Genomic DNA, 21,587 nt, shown 5'->3' with positions numbered 1-21,587 from the left:
TGCCCAACTTCACGGGCATTGACCATATTTTCTGCTGTGGTCCGACTTCCTGGCGACGTTACCCGAGCCTGGGGCGGACTCCGAGTACCGCGGTGCCGACGCGCACATGTGTCGCCCCGGCGGCCACGGCCTGTTCGAGGTCCGCACTCATCCCTGCGGACACCATGGTTGCAGCCGGATGGGCTCGGCGCAGGTCAGTCGACAAATCCATGAGCCGCTCGAAAGCCGCCCGTTCGCGGCCCGCGTACTCCCCGGCGAGCGGGGCGACGGTCATCAGCCCGTCGAGCCGCAGCGCGGGCGCCGCGGCGACGAGGTCGGCCAACTCTTCGATCCCGCCCGGGGCCACGCCCCCGCGCTCGCCCCGTGCGCTCTCGCCCGCGTCCAGCGCCACCTGGATCAGGCAGCCCACCTCGCGCCCGGCGCGCACCGCCTCCTTCGACAGGGCGGAGACGAGCCGGGAACGGTCGATGGACTGCACGACATCGGCGTAACCGACCACGGAACGCACCTTGTTGGTCTGCAACTGACCCACAAAGTGCCACTTGAGGGGCAGATCCGCGCAGGCGGCGGCCTTCGGGGCCGCGTCCTGGTCACGGTTCTCGGCGACATGGCGCACACCGAGTTCCGACAGGATCCGCACATCGCTCGCCGGGTAGGTCTTGGTGACCACGATCAGGGTCACCGACTCCCGCTCGCGCCCGGCCGCCGCGCACGCGGCGGTGATGCGTTCCTCCACCTTCGCCAGATTTGCGGCGAGTTCGGTCTTACGGTCCGTCATGCCCGATCAGTCCAGCCACACATAGCCCGCGAGCCGTCCGGTGGCGCGGTCGCGGCGGTACGAGAAGTGGTCGTCCGACTCCAGCGTGCACACCGGCGACTGCGCCCGGTCGCACACCCCGAGCCGGTCGAGCTGAGCGTGCACTCCGGCGCTCACGTCGACCGCCGGCGTACCCCAGCCCGTTTCGGCGTGCGCCGCCGGCTCGACGGCGGCCACCTCGGCGCGCATCGCCTCCGGCACCTCGTAGCACCGGCCGCACACGGCCGGTCCGGTGCGGGCGACGATCCGGTCCGGATCGGCGCCGAGTCCGACCATGGCCCGTACGGCCGCAGGGACGACCCCCTTGACCATGCCGGGCCGGCCCGCGTGGGCCGCGGCGGCGACCCCGGCGACGGGGTCGGCCAGCAGGACCGGCACGCAGTCGGCGGTCAGGACGGCGAGGGCGAGACCGCGCCGGGCGGTGACGATCGCGTCGACCTCCGGCACCGGATTCCCCACGCCCCACGGCTCGTCCACCACGGCGACCTCGGCCCCGTGCACCTGGTTCATCCAGACGACGCGGTCCGCGTCCAGGCCGAGGGTCTTGGCCGCCAGCTCCCGGTTGCCGCGCACCGCCTCGGGCGCGTCCCCGACCGCACCGCCGAGGTTCAGCTCCTCATACGGAGCGGCGCTCACCCCGCCCCACCTGTCGGTGAAGGCGAAGTGCGCGCCGCTCACGCTCTCGCGCTGTCCTATCACTTGAGGAAGTCCGGAACGTCCAGTTCCTCGGCCGTGCTGTCCGAGTAGGTCCGGGGCGACGGCGTCACCGGCGGGGCGACCGGGATGTCGGCCACCGGCTCGGGCGCCGGCTCCGGCTCCTCCTTCGGCTTGACGCTGCCCAGCGAACCGAAGGACGGACGGCTGGGCTCGCTCGGCCGGGCCGGGGCGGGCTCCTCGCGGCGGCCGGGGGCCGATGCGGAGGCGGAGCCGAGGACGTTGTCCCGGCGGGCCGGCGGCTGGCCGCCGTCGAAGCCGGCCGCGATCACGGTGACCCGGACCTCGTCGCCGAGGGCGTCGTCGATGACGGCGCCGAAGATGATGTTGGCCTCGGGGTGGGCGGCCTCGCTGACCAGCTGGGCGGCCTCGTTGATCTCGAAGAGGCCGAGGTCCGAGCCACCGGAGATGGAGAGCAGCACGCCCCGGGCGCCGTCGATGGACGCCTCGAGGAGCGGGGAGGAGATCGCCATCTCGGCCGCGGCCACCGCGCGGTCGTCGCCGCGGGCCGAGCCGATGCCCATGAGGGCCGAACCCGCCTCGGACATGACCGACTTGACGTCGGCGAAGTCCAGGTTGATCAGGCCGGGGGTGGTGATGAGGTCGGTGATGCCCTGGACACCGGAGAGCAGGACCTGGTCGGCGGACTTGAAGGCGTCCAGGACCGAGACCTGGCGGTCCGAGATGGACAGCAGCCGGTCGTTCGGGATGACGATGAGGGTGTCGACCTCCTCGCGCAGCTCGGCGATGCCGTCCTCGGCCTGGTTCGCGCGGCGCCGTCCCTCGAAGGTGAACGGGCGCGTGACCACGCCGATGGTGAGTGCGCCGAGCGAGCGCGCGATGTTGGCCACGACGGGCGCGCCGCCGGTGCCGGTGCCGCCGCCTTCACCGGCCGTCACGAAGACCATGTCGGCCCCCTTGAGGACCTCCTCGATCTCCTCGCGGTGGTCCTCGGCGGCCTTGCGGCCGACGGCCGGGTTGGCTCCGGCGCCGAGTCCGCGGGTGAGTTCCCGGCCGACGTCGAGCTTGACGTCGGCGTCGCTCATCAACAGCGCCTGCGCGTCGGTGTTGATGGCGATGAACTCGACGCCCTTGAGACCGACCTCGATCATCCGGTTGATGGCATTGACACCACCGCCGCCGACACCGATGACCTTGATGACTGCGAGGTAGTTCTGCGGTGCTGCCACGTCGAAGGCCTCTCGCCTCGAATTACGTTGCCGTCGCCGTGCGGTGCCCCGCGCCGGGACGACAGATGCCGAATGGGACGGTCCGTAGCGCCGACCCGAACCCTAACCCTGAAGTTTAGGGTTACCAGTGTGTCTGTTCCCTGGAGTCTTCTGAACAGGACACTAAGTCGACAAGTGGCGCCCGTTCAACGAACACGCCGAACCTCCCGTTTTTCTTTTCACCCTATGTGATCAGCCGTAGCAGTGCCCAACCAGGGTGCTGGCCTGCGCTGATGTGCGTCAACTCCCCGATGACGCAGGGGCGGTGGGAACACTGACATCGAAGTGCCGCGCGCCGGGAACTGCTTTCATGAGAGCCGTGAGGGCCCGTGCCTTGGCGTGGCCGTCCTCGTCGCTGCCCCATGCCACCGTGCGGCCGTCTGCCAGTTGCAGCGAGATGGCGTCGTAGGAGCGGACTTGGACGGCCCGGGTGGCCCGCGCCACGGAGGCGGGCAGGTCGCCGGCGACCCGGACGGCCGCGCGCACGAGCCGGCCGGTGCCGAAGCGCCGGAAGCTCGCGGCGCCCGGCCCCTTGCGGGATGCGGACAATTCCAGCGCCGGGACGCCTTTCGGCGCCTGCGGAACCGTGGCGAACCGGACACCTTCGTCGTCGACTTCGATGAAGTCGCCGCCCTTTCGGACCAGTAGAACCGGAGTGCGCTCGATCACTTTCAGGCCGATCCCGTGGGGCCAGGAACGCACCACGTCCACGGTGTCGATTCGGGGCAGTTTCCGGCGAAGCCGGGCTTCGATGGCGTCCGTGTCCACGGAGACCATCGGCGCCCCGACGGGCACGGCCGCCGCCCGCCGGACCTCCGCGGGGGTCAGCACGAGCGTGCCCGACACCGAGACATGCCGGACGCGCAGCCACTGGGAGCCGTACAACGCCCAAGTGGCACCGGCCCCCAGGAGCAGGACGAGCACGGCCAGAATGATGATCGTACGAACGCGCAGCCTTCCGAGCCTGCGGACGGGCGGCGGGCCGGACGACTCCTGCTGGCGTTCACCGCGCTCGGCGGTCGTCGGTCCGGCCACGCTCACTGCCCTTTCGTCATATGGTCCTAACGGCGCGAGGCGATCGCCTCGTACACCATGCCGACGAGCAGCTCGTCGGCGTCCCGGCGGCCGAACTCGCTTGCCGCGCGGGACATCTCGTACAGCCGGTGCGGATCGGCGAGCACGGGCAGCACGTTCTGCTGCACCCACTCGGGCGTGAGTTCCGCGTCGTCGACGAGGAGCCCGCCGCCGGCCTTGACCACCGGCTGGGCGTTCAGCCGCTGTTCGCCGTTGCCGATGGGCAGCGGGACGTACGCGGCCGGGAGTCCGACGGCGGAGAGCTCGGCGACGGTCATCGCGCCCGCACGGCAGAGCATCATGTCGGCCGCGGCGTACGCGAGGTCCATCCGGTCCAGGTAACTTACCGGGATGTAGGGGGGCATCCCCGGCATCTGCTGCACGTGCGGCAGTTCGTTCTTCGGGCCGACGGCGTGCAGGATCTGGATGCCGGCCTGCTGGAGCCACGGGGCGACCTGCTGGACCACCTCGTTGAGCCGGCGGGCGCCCTGCGAGCCGCCGGAGACGAGCAGCGTGGGCAGATTCGGGTCGAGGCCGAAGCGGTGCCGGCCCTCCGGGCGGGCCGCGGCGCGGTCGAGGGTGGCGATGGAGCGGCGCAGCGGGATGCCGATGTAGCGGGCGTCGCGCAGCTTGCTGTCCGGGGTGGAGACGGCGACCCGGGCCGCGTACCGCGAGCCGATCTTGTTGGCCAGGCCCGGGCGGGCGTTGGCCTCGTGGATCACGATGGGCACACCGAGGCGCTTGGCGGCCAGGTAGCCGGGCAGGGCGACGTAGCCGCCGAAGCCGACCACGCAGTCCGCCTTGGTGCGCTCCAGGATCTGCTCGGCGGCCTTGATCGTGCCGCGCAGCCGGCCCGGGACGGTGATCAGCTCGGGTGTGGGCTTGCGGGGCAGCGGCACCGCCGGGATCAGTGCCAGCTCATAGCCGCGCTCCGGGACGAGCCGGGTCTCCAGACCGCGCTCCGTGCCCAGGGCCGTGATCCCCACGGTCGGGTCCTGCCTGCGCAGGGCGTCCGCGAGGGCGAGCGCGGGCTCGATGTGGCCGGCGGTCCCCCCACCGGCGAGTACGACATGCACCGAAATTCACCGCTCTCCGGACGAACGCGCCACAGAGGCACGCCGTCGCATCGTGTTCCATCTCCGAGGCCCCCGCTCGGCACCGGAGCCTCCCGCCCGCTTTCTACCAAAGCGAGGTTGCCGCATCGCAAGCGCTGCCCGCGCAGCGGGCTCGTCGCGTGCGAAGGCGATCAGCAGCCCGATGGCGAACATGGTCGGCAGCAGGGCGGACCCTCCGTAGGAGAACAGCGGGAGGGGGACGCCGGCGATCGGCAGCAGACCGAGCACCGCACCGATGTTGATCACCGCCTGGGCGGTGATCCAGGTGGTCACGCCTCCCGCGGCGTACCTCACGAAGGGGTCCTCCGTGCGTCCGGCCACGCGGATACCCGCATAGCCTAGAGCCGCGAACAGGGCGAGCACCGACAGCGTCCCCGCCAGGCCCAGTTCCTCACCGGTGACGGCGAAGATGAAGTCGGTGTGGGCTTCGGGGAGTTGGCCCCATTTTTCCACACTCGCGCCGAGCCCGGAGCCGAAGAGTCCGCCGGATGCGAGCGCGTAGATGCCGTGCACGGCCTGCCAGCAGTCGGCGACCCCCGTCTTGGGCTCGGTGGCGCCGATGCAGGCGAGGCGGGCCATCCGGTTGGGGCTGGTCTTGATCAGGAGCACACCGATCAGGGCGGCGACCGAGAGCACCCCGGCGAAGAGCCGGGTCGGGGCCCCGGCGAGCCACAGCAGGCCGAAGAGGATCGCTGTGAGAATGATCGCGGTTCCCATGTCGCCGCCGAGCATGATCAGCCCGAGCAGCAGGAAGGCGACCGGGACCAGCGGCACCAGCATGTGCTTCCACTGGGCCAGCAGCTTCCGCTCCTGCTTGCGGGCGATCAGGTCCGCTCCCCACAGCACCAGGGCGAGCTTGCCGAACTCGCTGGGCTGGATCTGGAAGGAGCCGCCGAGGGAGATCCAGTTCTGGTTGCCGTTGACCGCCATCCCTATCCCCGGCACCTGCACCAGGACCATGAGGAAGACGGCCGCGGCGAGGATCGGGTAGGCCAGGGCCCGGTGCAGCTTCACCGGCATGCGGGAGGCGACGAGCAGCAGCGCGCCGCCGATGGCCGCGGCGAGGAACTGCTTGCGGAAGAAGTACGACCCGGGCAGCGACAGCTGGAGCGCGGTGATCTGGGAGGCCGAGTAGACCATCACCAGCCCCAGCACGATGATCAGCACGCTGCCGCCGAGGATCAGGTAGTAGGCCGTCAGCGGCCGGTCCCAGGCCTTTCGCGCGCGCGTGCAGAACCGCTGTACCGGGTTGTCGCGCGGGGTGCGGGCGACGGCGGGACGGCGGGACGCCCGCTGTACGGGCGGGCGGCCGGTACGGCTACCGGGCATCGGCGCCTCCACTGAACGTCGACCGTCCCACGCGTCCCTCCCAAGATCCGCCCGGCAGGCGGCCGGGTCAGGCGCCGAGTTCGCGGACCGCCGCCGCGAACGCGTCACCGCGCTGGTTGTAGTTGGTGAACATGTCCATGGAGGCACAGGCCGGGGCCAGCAGCACCGTGTCGCCGGGCTGAGCCAGCCGCCTCGCCTCCGTCACCGCCTGGAGCATCGCCCCAGTGTCGGTCCGGTCGAGGTCGACCACGGGTACTTCCGGGGCGTGTCGCGCGAGGGCCTCGCGGATCAGGGCCCGATCCGCACCGATCAGGACCGCGCCGCGGAGCCGCTTGGCCGACTTGGCGACCAGTTCGTCGAAGGTCGCGCCCTTCGCCAGACCGCCCGCAATCCATACAATCGGTTCATATGCCGCCAACGAGGCTTCGGCGGCGTGCGTGTTGGTCGCCTTGGAGTCGTCCACGTACGCGACCCCGTCGATGTCGCCCACGTGCGCGATGCGGTGGGCGTCCGGGCGGAAGGCCCGCAGACCGTCCCGTACGGCGGTGGCGGGCACCCCGAAGGCGCGCGCGAGGCCCGCCGCCGCAAGGGCGTTGGCGATGTTGTGCGGGGCCGGCGGGTTGACGTCGGAGACCTCGGCCAGCTCCTGCGCGTTGCGCTGCCGGTCCGCCACGAAGGCCCGGTCGACCAGGATGCCCTCCACGACACCGAGTTCGGAGGGCCCGGGCGTGCCCAGGGTGAACCCGACGGCCCGGCAGCCCTCTTCCACGTCGGCCTCGCGCACGAGGTCCTCGGTGGCCTTGTCGGCCACGTTGTAGACGCAGGCGACCTGGTTGCCCTCGTAGACGCGGCCCTTGTCGCGCGCGTAGGCCTCCATGGAGCCGTGCCAGTCCAGGTGGTCCGGCGCGAGGTTGAGGACCACCGCCGAGTGCGCCCGCAGGGAGGGCGCCCAGTGGAGCTGGTAGCTGGACAGCTCGACGGCGAGGACGTCGTACCGCTCCTCGCCGAGGACCGCGTCCAGCAGGGAGACGCCGATGTTGCCGACGGCGGCCGTGCGCAGGCCCGCGGCCCGCAGGATCGAGGCGAGCATCTGGACGGTCGTGGTCTTGCCGTTGGTGCCCGTCACGGCCAGCCAGGGGGCCGCGTCGGGCCCGCGCAGGCGCCAGGCCAGCTCCACGTCGCCCCAGACCGGCACGCCCGCCTCCCGGGCCGCCAGGAACAGCGGCTTGTCGGGCTGCCAGCCGGGCGCGGTGACGATCAGCTCGGTGCCCTCCGGCAGGGTCGCCCCGTCGCCCAGGCGCACGGTGATGCCGAGCGCCTGGAGTTCCGCGGCCTGCTCGCGCGCGCGGGCGTCGTCGCCGTCGTTGACGACCGTGACGACCGCCCCGCGCGCGTGCAGCACTTTCGCCGCCGGGACACCGGAGACGCCGAGCCCGGCGACGGTGACGTGCTTGCCCTGGAAGTCGAAGAGCTCCGAGGAGGAGGTCACTTGTCCGCTGCCCATCCCGCGTAGAAGAGGCCCAGTCCGACGATCACACAGATGCCCTGGATGATCCAGAAACGGACCACCACCAGGACCTCGGACCAGCCCTTGAGTTCGAAGTGGTGCTGGAGCGGCGCCATCCGGAAGACGCGCTTGCCGGTGAGCCGGAACGAGCCGACCTGGATGACGACCGACATGGTGATGAGGACGAACAGGCCGCCCATGATGGCCACCAGCAGCTCCGTGCGGGAGAGGATGGCCAGGCCCGTGAGGACACCGCCGAGCGCGAGCGAACCGGTGTCGCCCATGAAGATCTTCGCCGGCGAGGTGTTCCACCACAGGAAGCCCAGGCAGGCGCCCATCAGCGCGGAGGCGACCACGGCGAGGTCCAGCGGGTCGCGCACCTCGTAGCAGGCGCCCGGGTTGGTGAGGGTCTGCGCGTTGGCGCAGGACTCCTGGAACTGCCACACACCGATGAACGTGTAGGCGCCGAAGACGAGGACCGAGGCACCGGTGGCCAGACCGTCCAGACCGTCGGTGAGGTTCACGCCGTTCGACATCGCGAGGATCATGAACAGCGCCCAGACCACGAACAGCACCGGGCCGATCGACCAGCCGAAGTCGGTGATGAACGACAGCTTCGTGGACGCCGGGGTGTTGCCGCGCGCGTCGGAGAACTGAAGGGACAGCACGGCGAAGGCGATGCCGACGATCAGCTGGCCGGCCATCTTGGCCTTGGCCCGCAGACCCAGCGAACGCCGCTTGACGATCTTGATGTAGTCGTCGAGGAAGCCGACCAGGCCCATGCCGAACATCAGGCCGAGGACCAGCACGCCCGAGTACGTCGGCGTCTGTCCGGTGATCACCTTGGACAGGAAGTACGCGGCGATCGTCGCCAGGATGAAGGCGATACCACCCATGGTGGGCGTACCGCGCTTGCTGGCGTGTTCCCGGGGGCCGTCGTCACGGATGTACTGGCCGTACCCCTTGCGGGCGAGCAGCTTGATCAGCAGCGGGGTGCCGATCAGTGTCAGGAAGAGGCCGATGACACCCGAGAACAGGATCTGCTTCATCATCGGGCATCAACCCCACGCCCGGCACCGGCCTCGACGAGCGCCTGGGCGACGCTCTCCAGCCCCACCGAACGGGACGCCTTCACGAGTACGACGTCCCCCGGGCGCAACTCGCTGCGCAACAGGTCGATCGCCGCCTGTGCGTCGGACACGTGCACCGACTCCTCACCCCACGAACCCTCGTTATATGCGCCCAGTTGCAGCCAGGAGGCCTCAACCCCCCCGACGGCGACGAGCTTGCTGACGTTGAGCCGGACGGCGAGCCGTCCGACGGCGTCGTGCTCGGCGAGCGCCTCGTCCCCCAGCTCGGCCATCTTGCCGAGCACCGCCCACGTACGGCGCCCCTTGCCCATGGCCGCGAGCGCCCTGAGGGCGGCCCGCACGGACTCGGGGTTGGCGTTGTAGGCGTCGTTGACGATGGTCACGCCGTCCGGGCGCTCCGTGACCTCCATGCGCCAACGCGAGAGGGTGCCCGCCTCGGAGAGCGCCAGGGCGATCTCTTCCGCGGACATGCCCAGCTCATGGGCGACGGCGGCCGCGGCGAGCGCGTTCGACACGTGGTGCTCACCGTACAGGCGCATGGTCACATCGCTTGCACCGGAGGGTGTGTGAAGCCTGAAGGCGGGCTGTCCGCTGTCCGTGAGTCGCACGTTCTCGGCGCGTACGTCCGCTTCGGCCGACTCTCCGAAAAGGACCACCTTCGCCTTGGTACGGGAGGCCATGGCCCGGACCAACGGGTCGTCGGCGTTGAGGATCGCCGCGCCGTCCTCCGGGAGTGCCTCGACCAGCTCCCCCTTGGCCTGGGCGATCTGCTCGCGCCCGCCGAACTCGCCGAGGTGGGCGGTGCCGACGTTGAGCACCAGGCCGATCCGCGGCGGGGTGAGTTCGGCGAGGTAGCGGATGTGCCCGATGCCCCGGGCGCCCATCTCCAGCACGAGGAACTTCGTCTCCTCGGTGGCGGACAGGGCGGTCAGCGGCAGCCCGATCTCGTTGTTGAGGGAGCCCGGCGTGTACACCGTCGGGGCCTTGCGCCCGAGTACCTGGGCGATGAGGTCCTTGGTGCTGGTCTTGCCCGCGGAGCCGGTCAGGGCGACGAGGGTGGCGCCGAGCCGGCGTACGACGTGCCGGGCGAGGGCACCGAGGGCGGTCTGGACGTCGTCCACCACGATGGCGGGCACGCCGACCGGCCGGGAGGCCAGTACGGCGACCGCGCCGGCCTCGACGACCTGCGGCGCGTAGTCGTGGCCGTCCACGCGCGCGCCGACGAAGGCGGCGAACAGGCTGCCGGGCACCACCTCGCGGGAGTCCCGGACGACCGGTCCCGTCACCTGCGCGGACGGATCCGGTATGTCGTGCGTCTGCCCGCCGACGACTGCTGCGATCTCGGCGAGGGAGAGGGCGATCACAAGTTCATCCCTGGGTCTTCTGGATAGCTTCGCGAAGCACCTGGCGGTCGTCGAAGGGACGGATCACGCCGGCGATGTCCTGGCCCTGCTCGTGGCCCTTGCCCGCGACCAGCACGGTGTCGCCGGCCTGGGCGCGGCCCACGGCGGCGGAGATGGCGGCGGCCCGGTCCTCGAAGAGGAGGACCTCGCCGCGCTCGTGCGCGGGCACGGAGGCCGCGCCCTGGAGCATGGTCGCGAGGATCGCGAGAGGGTCCTCGGAGCGGGGGTTGTCTGAGGTCAGTACGGCCGTGTCGGAGAGCCTGGCCGCGGCGGCGCCCATCGGGGCGCGCTTGGTCTGGTCGCGGTCGCCGCCGCACCCGAGGACGATGTGCAGCCGGCCCTTGGTGACCTTGCGCAGTGCCTTGAGCACGGACTCGACCGCGTCGGTCTTGTGGGCGTAGTCGACGACCGCGAGGTAGGGCTGCCCGGCGTCGACACGCTCCAGGCGGCCCGGGACGCCCGGGACGGCGGCGATGCCGTCGGCGGCGGCCTGCGGGTCGAGGCCGGCGACGGCGAGGGCGACGATGGCGGCGAGGGTGTTCGCCACGTTGAAGGGGCCGGCGATCGGCGACCTGGCGTGGATCCGCTCGCCGTTCGGGCCGAGGACCGTGAACGTCGAGTCCATCGGGCCGACCTGCACGTCCTGGGCGCGCCAGTCGGCGTCGGGGTGGCCCTCGGCGGAGAAGGTGACGACCGGGACGGTCGCCTCCTCGGCGAGCCGGCGGCCGTACTCGTCGTCGGCGTTGACCACGCCGAGTTTGCTGCGCTCCGGCGTGAAGAGCTGTGCCTTGGCCCGGAAGTAGTCCTCCATGTCGGAGTGGAACTCCATGTGTTCCGGGCTGAGGTTGGTGAAGACGGCGATGTCGAAGACGCAGCCGTCGACCCGGCCGAGGACCAGGGCGTGGCTGGAGACCTCCATGGCGACCGCCTCGACGCCGCGCTCGCGCATGACGGCGAACAGGGCCTGGAGGTCGGTTGCTTCGGGGGTGGTCCGCTCGGACTTGATGCGCTCGTCGCCGATGCGCATCTCGACGGTGCCGACGAGGCCGGTGGCGCGGGCGGTCTTCAGGCCGCCCTCCACCAGGTAGGCGGTGGTGGTCTTGCCGGAGGTGCCGGTGATGCCGATCTGGAGCAGGTCACGGCCGGGGTGGCCGTAGATCGTCGCCGCCAGCTCGCCCATCCGCGCGCGCGGGTCGTCCACGACCAGGACGGGCAGGCCGGTCGCGGCGGCGCGTTCGGCGCCGCTCGGGTCGGTGAGCACGGCGACCGCGCCGAGGCCGGCGGCCTGGGTGACGAAGTCGGCGCCGTGCAGCCGGGCGCCCGGCAGGGCGGCGTAGAGGTCGCCGGGGCGGACCGCTCGCGAGTCGTGGGTGATCCCCGTGACCTCGGCGGAGCCGGCCGGAGCGGCGGCACCCAGCTGATCGGCGAGTTCCGCGAGGGGTGCGGCGGAGACCTGAACCGGTCGCGGCGGTCCCGGATATGTCACGGAAGCGCCCTTCTGGGTGGTTTGGGACTGATCAGCGTGTGGCACGGCGGTGAGCGTACCGGGCGTACCCGCTCCGGAGCGAAGCGAGGGGTTCTCGGCCCCGTGGTTCCCGGCGTCGGGGGTGATCGTTGTCACGAGCTGGTTCCTGGTGTTTTCGTGGTGCTGATCAGGGCTTGTAGTCGACGGGGAGGTTGGCGGGCTTCGCCCCGGTCGGCGGGACCTGGAGGGTCTTCAGGGCGAACTCCATCACCTGCTTGTAGATGGGACCGCAGATCTGGCCGCCGAAGTAGCTGCCCGAGGTGGCGTTCTGGATGGCGCAGTAGACGGTGATCCGCGGGTTGTCGGCGGGGGCGAAGCCGGCGAACGACGAGGTGTAGCCGCGGTAGCGGCCGGTGGCCGGATCCACGCGGTTGGCCGTGCCGGTCTTGCCCGCCACCCGGTACCCGGGGATGCGGGCCTTGATGCCGGTGCCCTGCTCGTCGTCCACCACGGACTCCAGCATCTGGGCGAGGCTCCTGGCGGTCTTGGCGCTGACGACCCGCGTCTGCCGGGGCTTGGGCGCCGGGGTGAAGCGCCCGTCGGCGCCCTTGGTGCCGCGCACCAGGGTCGGCTCGACGCGGACGCCGCCGTTGGCGATGGTCGAGTACACGGAGGCGGCCTGCATCGCGTTGATGGAGAAGCCCTGGCCGAAAGGGATCGTGTACTGCTGCGAGGTGGACCACTTCTGCGGCTGCGCGAGGATGCCGGGGGTCTCGCCGGGGAAGCCGAGGCCGGTGTAGCCGCCGATGCCGAACCTGCGCAGGTACGAGTAGAGGACCTCGTTGGCCTCGGGCTGGCTCTTGCCGAGTTCGCCGGTGGCCAGGATGGTGCCGATGTTGCTGGACTTGGCGAGCACGCCGTTGAGCGTGAGGTACCAGGTGGCGTGGTCGATGTCGTCCTGGAAGAGCCGGTCGCCGCGGTGCAGCCGGTTGGGTACGACGACGTGGGTCAGCGGGGTCGCCGCGTTGCGCTCCAGCACGGCCGCCATCGACATCACCTTCGCTGTGGAGCCGGGCTCGTAGGCGTCCTGGAGGGCCGCGTTGCCCATGGCGTCGCCGTCGGCCTTCGACAGGTCGTTCGGGTCGAAGCCGGGCGAGTTGGCCATGGCCAGGATCTGCCCGCTGCGGGTGTCCTGGACGATGACGTAGCCGCGGTCCGCCCTGGACTTCCTCACCTGCTCGGAGATCGCGTTCTGGGCGGCCCACTGGATGTCGCGGTCGATGGTCAGCTCGACGTCGGAGCCGGGCACGGCGGGCGTCTCGGTGGACCCGGCCGTGGGCACCTCACGCCCGCCGGACTGGGCGTATCGGAGCTTGCCGTCCTTGCCGGTCAGCTGCTTGTCCAGCTGCTGCTCGATACCGCCGCCGCCCCGGCCGTCGGCGTTGACCCAGCCCAGTATCCCGGCGGCCAGGTCTCCGTTGGGGTACACGCGCTGGCTGCTGGGATCGGCGAAGACACCGGCCAGCACGTTGACGGTGGTCCTGTCCGTCTCGGCCTTGTGGGTGAGCGCCGTCTTCAGGTCCTTGATCTGCTTCCAGACCTGCGGGGTCTGCCGGGAGGCGAGCCGGGTGTAGCGGGAGTTCCTGTTCTCGGGCCGCAGCTTCTTGAGGAGCGCTGCCTGGTCCTGGCCGAGGATCGGGGCGAGCAGCGCGGCGGCCCGCTCCGGGCCGTCCTGGATCTTCAGCTGCTTGACGCCGAACATGGTCGGGTCGGCCGTGATGTCGTACGCGTCCTCGCTGACGGCGAGGGCGACGCCGTTGCGGTCGGTGATCCCGCCGCGCTCGGCGGCCAGGGTGTGCACCACGTACCGGTTCTGCTCGGCCCGCGCCGCGTAGGCGCTGGCCTCGACGGCCTGGACCTGGAGCAGCCGCACGACGAAGACCAGCAGCACCAGGGTCAGGGCGAGGCCGACCAGGCGCAGCCGGGGCCGGGGGCTGCCGAGCCGGAGCGGACGCGGGGGCATGGGCCGGGCTCCGCCCGGGCGGCGGGCCGGCCGGGCACCGGGTCCGGGCTGCCGCCGGACGGCGCCCCGTGGCCGGGGAGGTCTGGCGGGCCCGGGCACACGGCGGCGCGGCGCTTGCCTGTCGGACACTTCCGTCACCTGCCGGGGGTCGGGGTGGCAATGGGCTGGGATGCGGCGGGCGGCGCGGCGGTCGGGGAGGATCCCTGGGGCCGGCCCGGCGGGGCGGCGGGCGCCGCCGGTCCGGGCGCGGTGGGCGCCGCCTGGCCGGGGGTGGCGGGTGCCGCCGTGGGGGCGGGGGGCGCGGAGACGTCCGCGGCCGGGATCAGCGCCCCGGGGGCGGCCGGGTCCGAGAGGGCGGCGGTCCGGGGTGCGGCGCCGGGGACGCCCTTGATCCTGCCGTCGGGGCCGAGGAAGGCCGGGTCGCCGCCGGGGACCATGCCGAGTTCGCGGGCGCGGCGCTGGAGGGCGTCGGGCGACGAGTAGGCGTCGATGTCGCGCTGGAGGGCCTGCTCCTCGTCGGTGAGGCTCTTCGTCCGCTTCTGCAGGTCGTCGAGCTTGAACGAGCCTTCGCTGAGCGCGGAGTTGAGCACCAGCAGCCCGATGAGGCCGCCGCCGAGGAGGACGACGACGAGGAGGACGAACGGGGTACGGGCCGCCCGGGCGCGGCCGGCCGGGAAGAGCCGGGCGAGCCGGGCGGCCCTCCCCTTCAGCACGGGTTTCCTGCTCACTGCTCCCCCGGTGCGTGGGGGATGCCGCTTCCTGGGTGCGCGGGGGAAACCCTCCGACCCGTCTCGCTCACTCGACGTCCTCCCTGATGCGCTCGGCACCCCGCAGTCTGGCCGGTGCGGCCCGGCGGTTCTCGGCGATCTCTTCCTCGGTGGGAAGTTCGGCACCGCGGGTGAGCAGCTTGAGCCGCGGCTGGTAGCGCTCGGGCACGACCGGCAGTCCGGGCGGCGCGGTGGAGGCGGCGCCGGCCGCGAACACGTGCTTGACGAGCCGGTCTTCGAGCGAGTGGTACGAGAGCACGGCGACCCGCCCGCCGACGTCCAGCGCCTTCACGGCGCCCGGGATCGCCCGCTCCAGCACGGACAGTTCGCCGTTGACCTCGATGCGCAGCGCCTGGAAGGTGCGCTTGGCCGGATTGCCGCCGGTGCGCTTCGCGGCCTGCGGCAGGGCGTCACGGATGAGTTCCACCAGCCGTGCGCTGTTGGCGAAGGGCTCCTTCTCGCGATCGCGGACGATCGCGGCGACGATCCGCTTGGCCTGCTTCTCCTCGCCGTACGCGCGCAGGATGCGCACGAGTTCGCCCGCCGGGTAGGTGTTGAGTACCTCGGCGGCGCTGATGCCGGTCGTCTGGTCCATGCGCATGTCCAGGGGCGCGTCCTGCGCGTAGGCGAAGCCGCGGCCGGCCTCGTCCAGCTGCATGGAGGAGACCCCGAGGTCGAACAGCACGCCCTGCACGCGCGCGATGCCGAGCCGGTGCAGCACCTCGGGCAGCTCGTCGTACACCGCGTGCACGAGGGTGGCGCGGTCCCCGTACGGGGCCAGGCGCTCGCCGGACAGGCGCAGCGCCTCCTTGTCCCGGTCGAGGCCGATCAGCCGCACGCCGGGGAACCGGGCCAGCAGCGCCTCGCTGTGCCCGCCGAGGCCGAGGGTGCAGTCGACGACCACCGCGCCCGGATGCTCCAGGGCGGGCGCCAGCAGGTCCAGGCACCGCTGGAGCATCACCGGGACGTGTCGACTCTGGCTCAAGGGGGCCTCTCAGTTCCGGCGGGCCGTACGCACCGTCGGTCCCCCGAGCCGTACGTACGCGCCGCGCGCGCGAGGAGACGGGTCCGGGCCGTGCCGGGGTCTCCGGGGGTTTCACCAGCGGGGAGAGACTCGTCTCCCGCTTTCGCGCCACTTTAGTCCACGCTGTCCCAGGGTCAATCAACCGGCCTGCGCGTCGCGCACCGCAACGCGGCGGGAACCCGGATTGACATCGATCCACCCGTTCGGCTCCCCTTTGCCCTCCCTGTGGGTTAGCTCACAACAAGCCACGCTGACGTTCTTTGTCCCCTGTCGCAGCAGGCCAGACCGTTGCGTGACCAGTAACGTCATCGGCATGACGACTTCCGCAGCAGCCCCCGGTGGATCCGAAGGCGCCATAACCACCGGCGACACCGTGACCGGACGCCTCGTGGAGGCCAACCGGCGGTACGCCGAAGCGTTCACGGATCCCGGTATGGACGCCCGTCCCGTGCTGCACGTCGCCGTGGTCGCGTGCATGGACGCCCGCCTCGACCTGCACAAGGCCCTCGGCCTCCAGCTCGGCGACTGCCACACCATCCGCAACGCGGGCGGTGTGGTCACCGACGACGTCATCCGGTCCCTGACCATCAGCCAGCGCAAGCTGGGCACCCGCAGCGTCGTGCTCATCCACCACACCGGTTGCGGCCTCGAGTCCCTCACCGAGGACTTCCGCACCGAGCTGGAGATGGAGGTCGGGCAGCGGCCGGCGTGGGCGGTGGAGTCCTTCAGCGACGCCGACCAGGACGTGCGCCAGTCCATGCAGCGGGTGCGCACCTCGCCCTTCCTGCTGCACACCGACGACGTCCGCGGCTTCGTCTTCGACGTGCGCACCGGCCTGCTGCGCGAGGTGGACCCGGCCTGACCCGGGAGTACCGGCCGGCCGCTTGGGGGGCGCGTCCCGCCGTCCCTGCCGGAAGCACGGCCGGAAAGCCGTAAGACCGACATCGCGGGGCAGTTGTCCACAGGCGGTGACACGAATCGGTAACGGCGGCAAGAATGCGGGGTGTGGCGTCACGCGGAACCTTTCCCGCGTGGTGTCCGTGTTTCGGGGTGGGCCGGTTTCGCACAGAGAGCGTCGGCCCGAAAAGAAAAAGAACGGGCCGAGGAGGGCCGGGTGTCGACCTATGACGATCCAGCGAGCCATGGGGGCGCCCCCGCCCGAGCGTATTCGAGGGTGGGGGATGATCTGACCGCCACGGTGGAGCGGGTACGCGGTTCGGTGGAGGGCGTGATCGAGGGCAAGCCCGAGGTCGTACGGCTCGCGCTGACCGTGCTGCTCGCCGAGGGCCATCTGCTGATCGAGGATGTCCCCGGAGTCGGCAAGACGATGCTCGCCAAGGCGCTGGCGCGGTCCATCGACTGCTCGGTGCGGCGCATCCAGTTCACGCCGGACCTGCTGCCCTCGGACATCACGGGTGTGTCCATCTGGGACCAGCAGCGCCGGGACTTCGAGTTCAAGCCGGGCGCGATCTTCGCGCAGATCGTGATCGGCGACGAGATCAACCGCGCCTCGCCCAAGACCCAGTCCGCGCTGCTGGAGTCCATGGAGGAACGGCAGGTCACCATCGACGGGCAGACGTACGAACTGCCCAGCCCCTTCATGGTGGTGGCGACCCAGAACCCGGTCGAGATGGAGGGCACCTACCCGCTGCCCGAGGCCCAGCGCGACCGCTTCATGGCCCGCGTCTCCGTGGGCTACCCGAGCGTGGAGGCCGAGTTGCAGATGCTCGACATCCACGGCGGGGTCAGCCCGCTGGAGGACCTCCAGCCGGTGGCGCACGCGCACGAGATCGTGAAGCTCGTCGAGGCGGTCCGCGGGGTGCACGTCTCCGAGGCCGTCCGGCGGTACGCGGTCGAACTGGTCGCCGCCACCCGCACCCACCCCGACCTCAGACTCGGCGCCTCCCCGCGTGCGACGCTGCACCTGCTGCGCGCGGCCAAGGCGTCCGCGGCCCTGGCCGGCCGGGAGTACGCACTGCCGGACGACGTCCAGGCGCTCGCGAGCGCCGTGCTCGCCCACCGCCTGCTGCCCACCGCACAGGCCCAGCTCAACCGCCGTACGGCCGAGCAGGTCGTGCTGGAGATCCTCCAGCACACGCCGGTGCCCGCGGTCCCGGGCCGGCAGGGCGGCTTCGGCGGACTCGGCCGGAACGTCCCCGCCTATCCGCAGCAGCCCCCGCGGAGTCTGTGATGAGCCCGGGGGGGACCGGGCCGGCGGACGGCGATCGCAGGGAGACGGGCGGCGTCCGCACGGCCCTGGCGGGTCTGACCACCCGCGGCCGCTCCTTCTTCGCGGCCGGGATCGCCGCCGCGATCTGCGCGTTCGTGCTCGGCCAGAGTGAGCTGCTGCGGGTCGGCCTGCTGCTCGCCGTGCTGCCCCTGATCTGCGCGACCGTGCTGTACCGCACGCGCTACCGGGTGGCCGCGAACCGCCGCCTCGCCCCCGCGCGCGTACCGGCCGGCAGCGAGGCCCGGGTGCACCTGCGCATGGACAACGTCTCCCGGCTGCCCACCGGACTGCTGATGCTCCAGGACCGGGTGCCCTACGTCCTCGGCCCGCGGCCCCGGTTCGTGCTGGACCGGGTGGAACCGGGAGGCCGCCGCGAGGTGTCCTACCGGGTCCGCTCCGACCTGCGGGGCCGCTATCCGCTCGGCCCGCTGCAACTGCGGCTGACGGACCCCTTCGGCATGTGCGAGCTGACCCGCTCCTTCTCCACGTACGACACGCTGACGGTCATCCCGCGCGTGGAACCGCTGGCCCCGGTCCGCTTCGGCGGCGAGGCCATGGGGTACGGCGACGGACGGCAGCGCTCGCTGGCCCTCGCGGGCGAGGACGACGTGATCCCGCGCGGCTACCGCTACGGCGACGACCTGCGCCGGGTGCACTGGCGGTCCACCGCGCGCTACGGCGAGCTGATGGTGCGCCGCGAGGAGCAGCCCCGGCGGTCCCGTTGCACCGTGCTCCTGGACACCCGCGGCGGAGCCTACGAGGGCGCGGGTCCGGACTCGGCCTTCGAGTGGGCCGTCTCCGGTGCCGCCTCGGTGCTGGTGCACATGCTGGAGCGCGGCTTCTCCGTACGGCTGATGACCGACAGCGGCAGCGCGGTGCCCGGCGAGGGCGGCGACGGCTTCGCGGGCAGCGGGCAGGAGACGGCGGACGCGGCCGGGCTGATGATGGACACCCTCGCGGTGATCGACTACTCCGACGGCTCCGGCCTGTCCCGGGCCTACGACATGCTGCGCGGCGGCAACGAGGGCCTGCTCGTCGCCTTCCTCGGGGACCTGGACGAGGAGCAGGCCACGACGGTCGCCAAGATGAGCCGGCGCAGCGGCGGCGCCGTCGCCTTCGTACTGGACCCGGACGTCTGGGTGCGGGAGGCGACCGACGTGCCCCGGCCGAACGACCGGCACGCGGAGCGGCTGCGTCTGCTGCGCGAGGCGGGGTGGACGGCGCTGAGCGTGCCACGTGGTGCCTCGCTGGACGAACTGTGGCGGCAGGCGGACCGGGAACGCGCCGGCCTGGCCTCGGTGAGCGGGGAGGCACTGGGATGAGCGGGCGGGCACGACTGGCGCTGTGCGCGGCGGCGGCCACGCTGATGGCCTCCTGTTCGCTGCTGCCGCTGGTGGCCGAGCCGACCTGGCTGCTTCAGCTGGTCCTGCTGGTGGCGGTGCAGACCGGGGTGGGCGCGGCGGCCCGGCGGGTGCCGCTGGGCCGGCCGCTGACCGTGGCGGCGCAGGCCCTGGTGACCCTGATGATGCTCACCCTGGTGTTCGCCCGGCAGCACGCGATCGCCGGATTGATCCCCGGCCCGGACACCTTCCGGTACTGCGCCGAGCTGCTCCGGCAGGGCGGGGACGACGTCAGCCAGTACGCGATACCGGCGCCGGTCACCGACGGCATCAAGCTGATGCTGATCGGCGGCGCGCTGCTGATCGGGCTGCTGGTGGACGTGCTCGCGGTGACCTTCCGCAGCGCGGCTCCGGCCGGGCTGCCGCTGCTCGCGCTGTACTCGGTGGCCGCGGGTCTGTCCGACGGCGGCGCCGAGTGGCTGTGGTTCCTGATGGCGGCGGCCGGCTATCTGATGCTGCTGCTCGCGGAGGGCCGGGAGCGGCTCGCCCAGTGGGGACGGGTCTTCGGCGGTGCCCCGCGCACGCCGGGCTTCCCCGAGGCGGGCGCCGTGGCGCCGGTGCGCACCGGCCGCCGGATCGGCGCGGTCGCGCTCGGCGTGGCCCTGATGGTGCCGCTCGCCCTGCCCGCGATGCACGGCGGCCTGCTGGAGGCCGCCGGCACCGGCGTGGGGTCGGGCAACGGCCACGGGGGCAGGATCTCGGCGGTCAACCCACTGGTGTCGCTGCGCGACAACCTGAACACGAACGACGACCGCCAGGTGCTGACCCTGCGCACCAGCACGAACGACATCTCGGACCTGTACCTGCGGATCGTGTCCCTGGACGAGTTCGACGGCACCACCTGGACACCGGCCCAGCGGCACGTCGTCGGCATGCCGGACGAGCTGCCCACGCCCGTCGGCCTCGGCGCGGACGTCAAGCGCCGCGAGGTGCGGACGACCGTGACCGCGGCGGACACGTACGCGCAGAACTGGCTGCCGATGCCCTACCCGCCGAGCAGCGTGAAGGTCAGCGGCCGGTGGCGGTACGAGCCGGTCGGGATGACCCTCGTCGGCGACCACGGCCAGACCACGCGCGGCGAGACCTACCAGGTGACCAGCCTGGCCGTGCAGCCGACCGCGGATCAGCTGGCCGCCGCGCCGCAGCCGCCGGCCGCCCTGCGGAGCGAGTACACCAAGGTGCCGTCCTCGCTGCCGGAGGTGGTGGCCGGCACGGCCAAGGAGATCACCGCCGGCGCGAACAGCCACTACGACGAGGCCGTCAAGCTCCAGGACTACTTCGCCGTCACCGGGGGCTTCCAGTACGACACCTCGGTGAAGGTGGGCCGCGGTCCCGAGGCCATCGCGAACTTCCTGAAGAAGAAGGAGGGCTTCTGCGTCCACTTCTCCTTCGCCATGGCGGCCATGGCCCGCACGCTGGGCATCCCGGCCCGGGTCGCGGTGGGCTTCGCCCCCGGCACCCCGCAGGCCGACGGCACGATCTCGGTGAACCAGAGGGACGCGCACGCCTGGCCCGAGCTGTACTTCGAGGGCGTGGGCTGGACCCGCTTCGAGCCGACCCCCACCCGTGGCACCACCCCGTCGTACACCCAGTCGGAGACGCCCGGCAGCTCGCTGCCGGACGAGGCACTGCCCTCCAAGGGCGCGTCCTCGGCCCCCTCGGCCGCGGCCTCGCCGAGCGAGAGCTGCGCGGGCGAGCTGCGCAGGCTCCAAGCCTGCGGCAGCCCGTCCGCGGCGGCGGCCCCGCACCACGACGACGACGGTGCGGCCCCGTGGTGGTGGCTGCTGATCGGGCTGGGCGCGCTGCTGGTCCTGGCGGTCCCGCTGTCGCCGCTGCTGTGGCGGGCGCGGGTGCGCGCGCTGCGGCTGGGCGGACACCCCCGGACCGCGCAGGGGGCGGCGGCCCACACGCTGGCCGCCTGGCAGGAGCTGGCGGACAGCGCCTGGGACCACGGCATCGTGCCGGACGAGTCGCTGACCCCGCGCAAGGCCGCCGACCGGATCGTCCGGCTCGGGCAGCTGGATCCCGTGGCCGGGGCCGCCGTGCACCGGGTGGCGGACGCGGTGGAGCAGGTGCTGTACGCGCCCCTGCCGCGCCCGTCGGCCGGAGCCGCGGAGGATGTGCGCCGGGTGGTCGAGGGGCTGCGGGCCACGGTGAGCACCGGAACGCGGCTGCGGGCGCTGCTGCTGCCCCGCTCCTCGGTCCGGGTGCTGTGGGCGGTGTCGGCCCGTTGGTCGGCGCTGCGCTCCAGGGTCGCGGCCGCCCGTCCGACGCTGCGCCGGCCGTCCGATCAGCAGGGCTGAGCGGAGCGCACGCGGCGGCAGGGCCGAGCGCATGGGTGAGGGGCGGCCACCCGTCGGTGGCCGCCCCTCACCCATGTCTACTGCCGTCGGCGTGTG

General features: G+C 72.1%; 17 protein-coding genes. 4 read left to right on the top strand and 13 right to left on the bottom strand.

Annotation, left to right across the window (positions count from 1 at the left end; genetic code table 11):
- Positions 1 to 58: 58 nt before the first annotated feature.
- The 13 genes from JK361_RS16070 to rsmH all read right to left on the bottom strand — a co-directional run bounded on the left by JK361_RS16070 (position 59) and on the right by rsmH (position 15,519).
- Positions 59 to 778, bottom strand: a complete 720-nt coding sequence (locus tag JK361_RS16070; protein WP_201818146.1) for a YggS family pyridoxal phosphate-dependent enzyme — start codon at positions 776 to 778, stop codon at positions 59 to 61.
- 6 nt (positions 779 to 784) lie between these two features.
- On the bottom strand, positions 785 to 1,516 hold the full coding sequence (gene pgeF, locus JK361_RS16065) for a peptidoglycan editing factor PgeF (RefSeq protein WP_201818143.1): 732 nt from the start codon (positions 1,514 to 1,516) through the stop codon (positions 785 to 787).
- Complete coding sequence (ftsZ, locus tag JK361_RS16060; protein ID WP_201818140.1) at positions 1,513 to 2,721, bottom strand: cell division protein FtsZ; 1,209 nt, start codon at positions 2,719 to 2,721, stop codon at positions 1,513 to 1,515. Before ftsZ ends, pgeF begins: the two co-directional genes overlap by 4 nt.
- Positions 2,722 to 3,000: 279 nt before the next feature.
- Complete coding sequence (locus JK361_RS16055; RefSeq protein ID WP_201818137.1) at positions 3,001 to 3,795, bottom strand: cell division protein FtsQ/DivIB; 795 nt, start codon at positions 3,793 to 3,795, stop codon at positions 3,001 to 3,003.
- Between the two features lie 26 nt (positions 3,796 to 3,821).
- Positions 3,822 to 4,910, bottom strand: a complete 1,089-nt coding sequence (murG, locus tag JK361_RS16050; RefSeq protein WP_201818134.1) for an undecaprenyldiphospho-muramoylpentapeptide beta-N-acetylglucosaminyltransferase — start codon at positions 4,908 to 4,910, stop codon at positions 3,822 to 3,824.
- A 6-nt stretch (positions 4,911 to 4,916) separates the two neighbouring features.
- Positions 4,917 to 6,278: a putative lipid II flippase FtsW gene (gene ftsW, locus JK361_RS16045; protein ID WP_201818131.1), complete on the bottom strand. Its 1,362-nt coding sequence runs from the start codon at positions 6,276 to 6,278 to the stop codon at positions 4,917 to 4,919.
- A 67-nt stretch (positions 6,279 to 6,345) separates the two neighbouring features.
- The gene (gene murD, locus JK361_RS16040) at positions 6,346 to 7,782 is read right to left on the bottom strand and encodes a UDP-N-acetylmuramoyl-L-alanine--D-glutamate ligase (RefSeq protein ID WP_201818128.1); all 1,437 of its coding nucleotides are present in this window, start codon (positions 7,780 to 7,782) and stop codon (positions 6,346 to 6,348) included.
- Positions 7,764 to 8,837: a phospho-N-acetylmuramoyl-pentapeptide-transferase gene (gene mraY, locus JK361_RS16035; protein ID WP_201818126.1), complete on the bottom strand. Its 1,074-nt coding sequence runs from the start codon at positions 8,835 to 8,837 to the stop codon at positions 7,764 to 7,766. Before mraY ends, murD begins: the two co-directional genes overlap by 19 nt.
- Positions 8,834 to 10,240, bottom strand: a complete 1,407-nt coding sequence (locus JK361_RS16030; RefSeq protein ID WP_201818122.1) for a UDP-N-acetylmuramoyl-tripeptide--D-alanyl-D-alanine ligase — start codon at positions 10,238 to 10,240, stop codon at positions 8,834 to 8,836. Before JK361_RS16030 ends, mraY begins: the two co-directional genes overlap by 4 nt.
- Positions 10,241 to 10,244: 4 nt before the next feature.
- Entirely contained in the window at positions 10,245 to 11,765 is a 1,521-nt protein-coding gene (locus JK361_RS16025) for a UDP-N-acetylmuramoyl-L-alanyl-D-glutamate--2,6-diaminopimelate ligase (protein WP_201818120.1), read from the bottom strand.
- Positions 11,766 to 11,931: 166 nt separating this feature from the next.
- Positions 11,932 to 13,896, bottom strand: a complete 1,965-nt coding sequence (locus JK361_RS16020; protein ID WP_307787261.1) for a peptidoglycan D,D-transpeptidase FtsI family protein — start codon at positions 13,894 to 13,896, stop codon at positions 11,932 to 11,934.
- Positions 13,897 to 13,901: 5 nt separating this feature from the next.
- Positions 13,902 to 14,495, bottom strand: a complete 594-nt coding sequence (gene ftsL / locus JK361_RS16015; protein ID WP_201818115.1) for a cell division protein FtsL — start codon at positions 14,493 to 14,495, stop codon at positions 13,902 to 13,904.
- Between the two features lie 67 nt (positions 14,496 to 14,562).
- Positions 14,563 to 15,519 (bottom strand): 16S rRNA (cytosine(1402)-N(4))-methyltransferase RsmH, encoded by a 957-nt coding sequence (gene rsmH / locus JK361_RS16010; protein WP_201818113.1) that lies wholly within the window; start codon positions 15,517 to 15,519, stop codon positions 14,563 to 14,565.
- A 352-nt stretch (positions 15,520 to 15,871) separates the two neighbouring features.
- Here rsmH and JK361_RS16005 point away from each other — a divergent pair, with 352 nt between their 5' ends.
- The 4 genes from JK361_RS16005 (at position 15,872) to JK361_RS15990 (ending at position 21,491) form a co-directional block, all read left to right on the top strand.
- Positions 15,872 to 16,420 carry a beta-class carbonic anhydrase gene (locus JK361_RS16005; RefSeq protein ID WP_201818110.1) on the top strand — a complete coding sequence of 183 codons (549 nt, stop codon included), beginning with the start codon at positions 15,872 to 15,874 and terminating at the stop codon, positions 16,418 to 16,420.
- A gap of 252 nt (positions 16,421 to 16,672) precedes the next feature.
- The gene (locus JK361_RS16000) at positions 16,673 to 17,749 is read left to right on the top strand and encodes an AAA family ATPase (protein ID WP_372448717.1); all 1,077 of its coding nucleotides are present in this window, start codon (positions 16,673 to 16,675) and stop codon (positions 17,747 to 17,749) included.
- The gene (locus tag JK361_RS15995; RefSeq protein WP_201818104.1) at positions 17,749 to 19,110 is read left to right on the top strand and encodes a DUF58 domain-containing protein; all 1,362 of its coding nucleotides are present in this window, start codon (positions 17,749 to 17,751) and stop codon (positions 19,108 to 19,110) included. Before JK361_RS16000 ends, JK361_RS15995 begins: the two co-directional genes overlap by 1 nt.
- The gene (locus JK361_RS15990) at positions 19,107 to 21,491 is read left to right on the top strand and encodes a transglutaminase TgpA family protein (protein ID WP_201818100.1); all 2,385 of its coding nucleotides are present in this window, start codon (positions 19,107 to 19,109) and stop codon (positions 21,489 to 21,491) included. The genes JK361_RS15995 and JK361_RS15990 overlap by 4 nt, the downstream gene beginning before the upstream one ends.
- Positions 21,492 to 21,587: the final 96 nt, after the last annotated feature.

The organism is Streptomyces musisoli (assembly GCF_016741855.1).
GTDB classification, from domain to species: Bacteria; Actinomycetota; Actinomycetes; order Streptomycetales; family Streptomycetaceae; genus Streptomyces; species Streptomyces musisoli.
The sequence above is the reverse complement of the archived record's forward strand: the minus strand, read 5'-3'. Positions and strand labels throughout refer to the sequence as shown.

Coding starts and splice junctions, on each gene's coding strand:
- mraY (WP_201818126.1), bottom strand. CDS start 8,837: ATGATGAAGCAGATCCTGTTCTCGGGTGTCATCGGCCTCTTCCTGACA.
- JK361_RS16005 (WP_201818110.1), top strand. CDS start 15,872: ATGACGACTTCCGCAGCAGCCCCCGGTGGATCCGAAGGCGCCATAACC.
- murD (WP_201818128.1), bottom strand. CDS start 7,782: ATGGGCAGCGGACAAGTGACCTCCTCCTCGGAGCTCTTCGACTTCCAG.
- JK361_RS16070 (WP_201818146.1), bottom strand. CDS start 778: ATGACGGACCGTAAGACCGAACTCGCCGCAAATCTGGCGAAGGTGGAG.
- JK361_RS15990 (WP_201818100.1), top strand. CDS start 19,107: ATGAGCGGGCGGGCACGACTGGCGCTGTGCGCGGCGGCGGCCACGCTG.
- JK361_RS15995 (WP_201818104.1), top strand. CDS start 17,749: ATGAGCCCGGGGGGGACCGGGCCGGCGGACGGCGATCGCAGGGAGACG.
- ftsW (WP_201818131.1), bottom strand. CDS start 6,278: ATGCCCGGTAGCCGTACCGGCCGCCCGCCCGTACAGCGGGCGTCCCGC.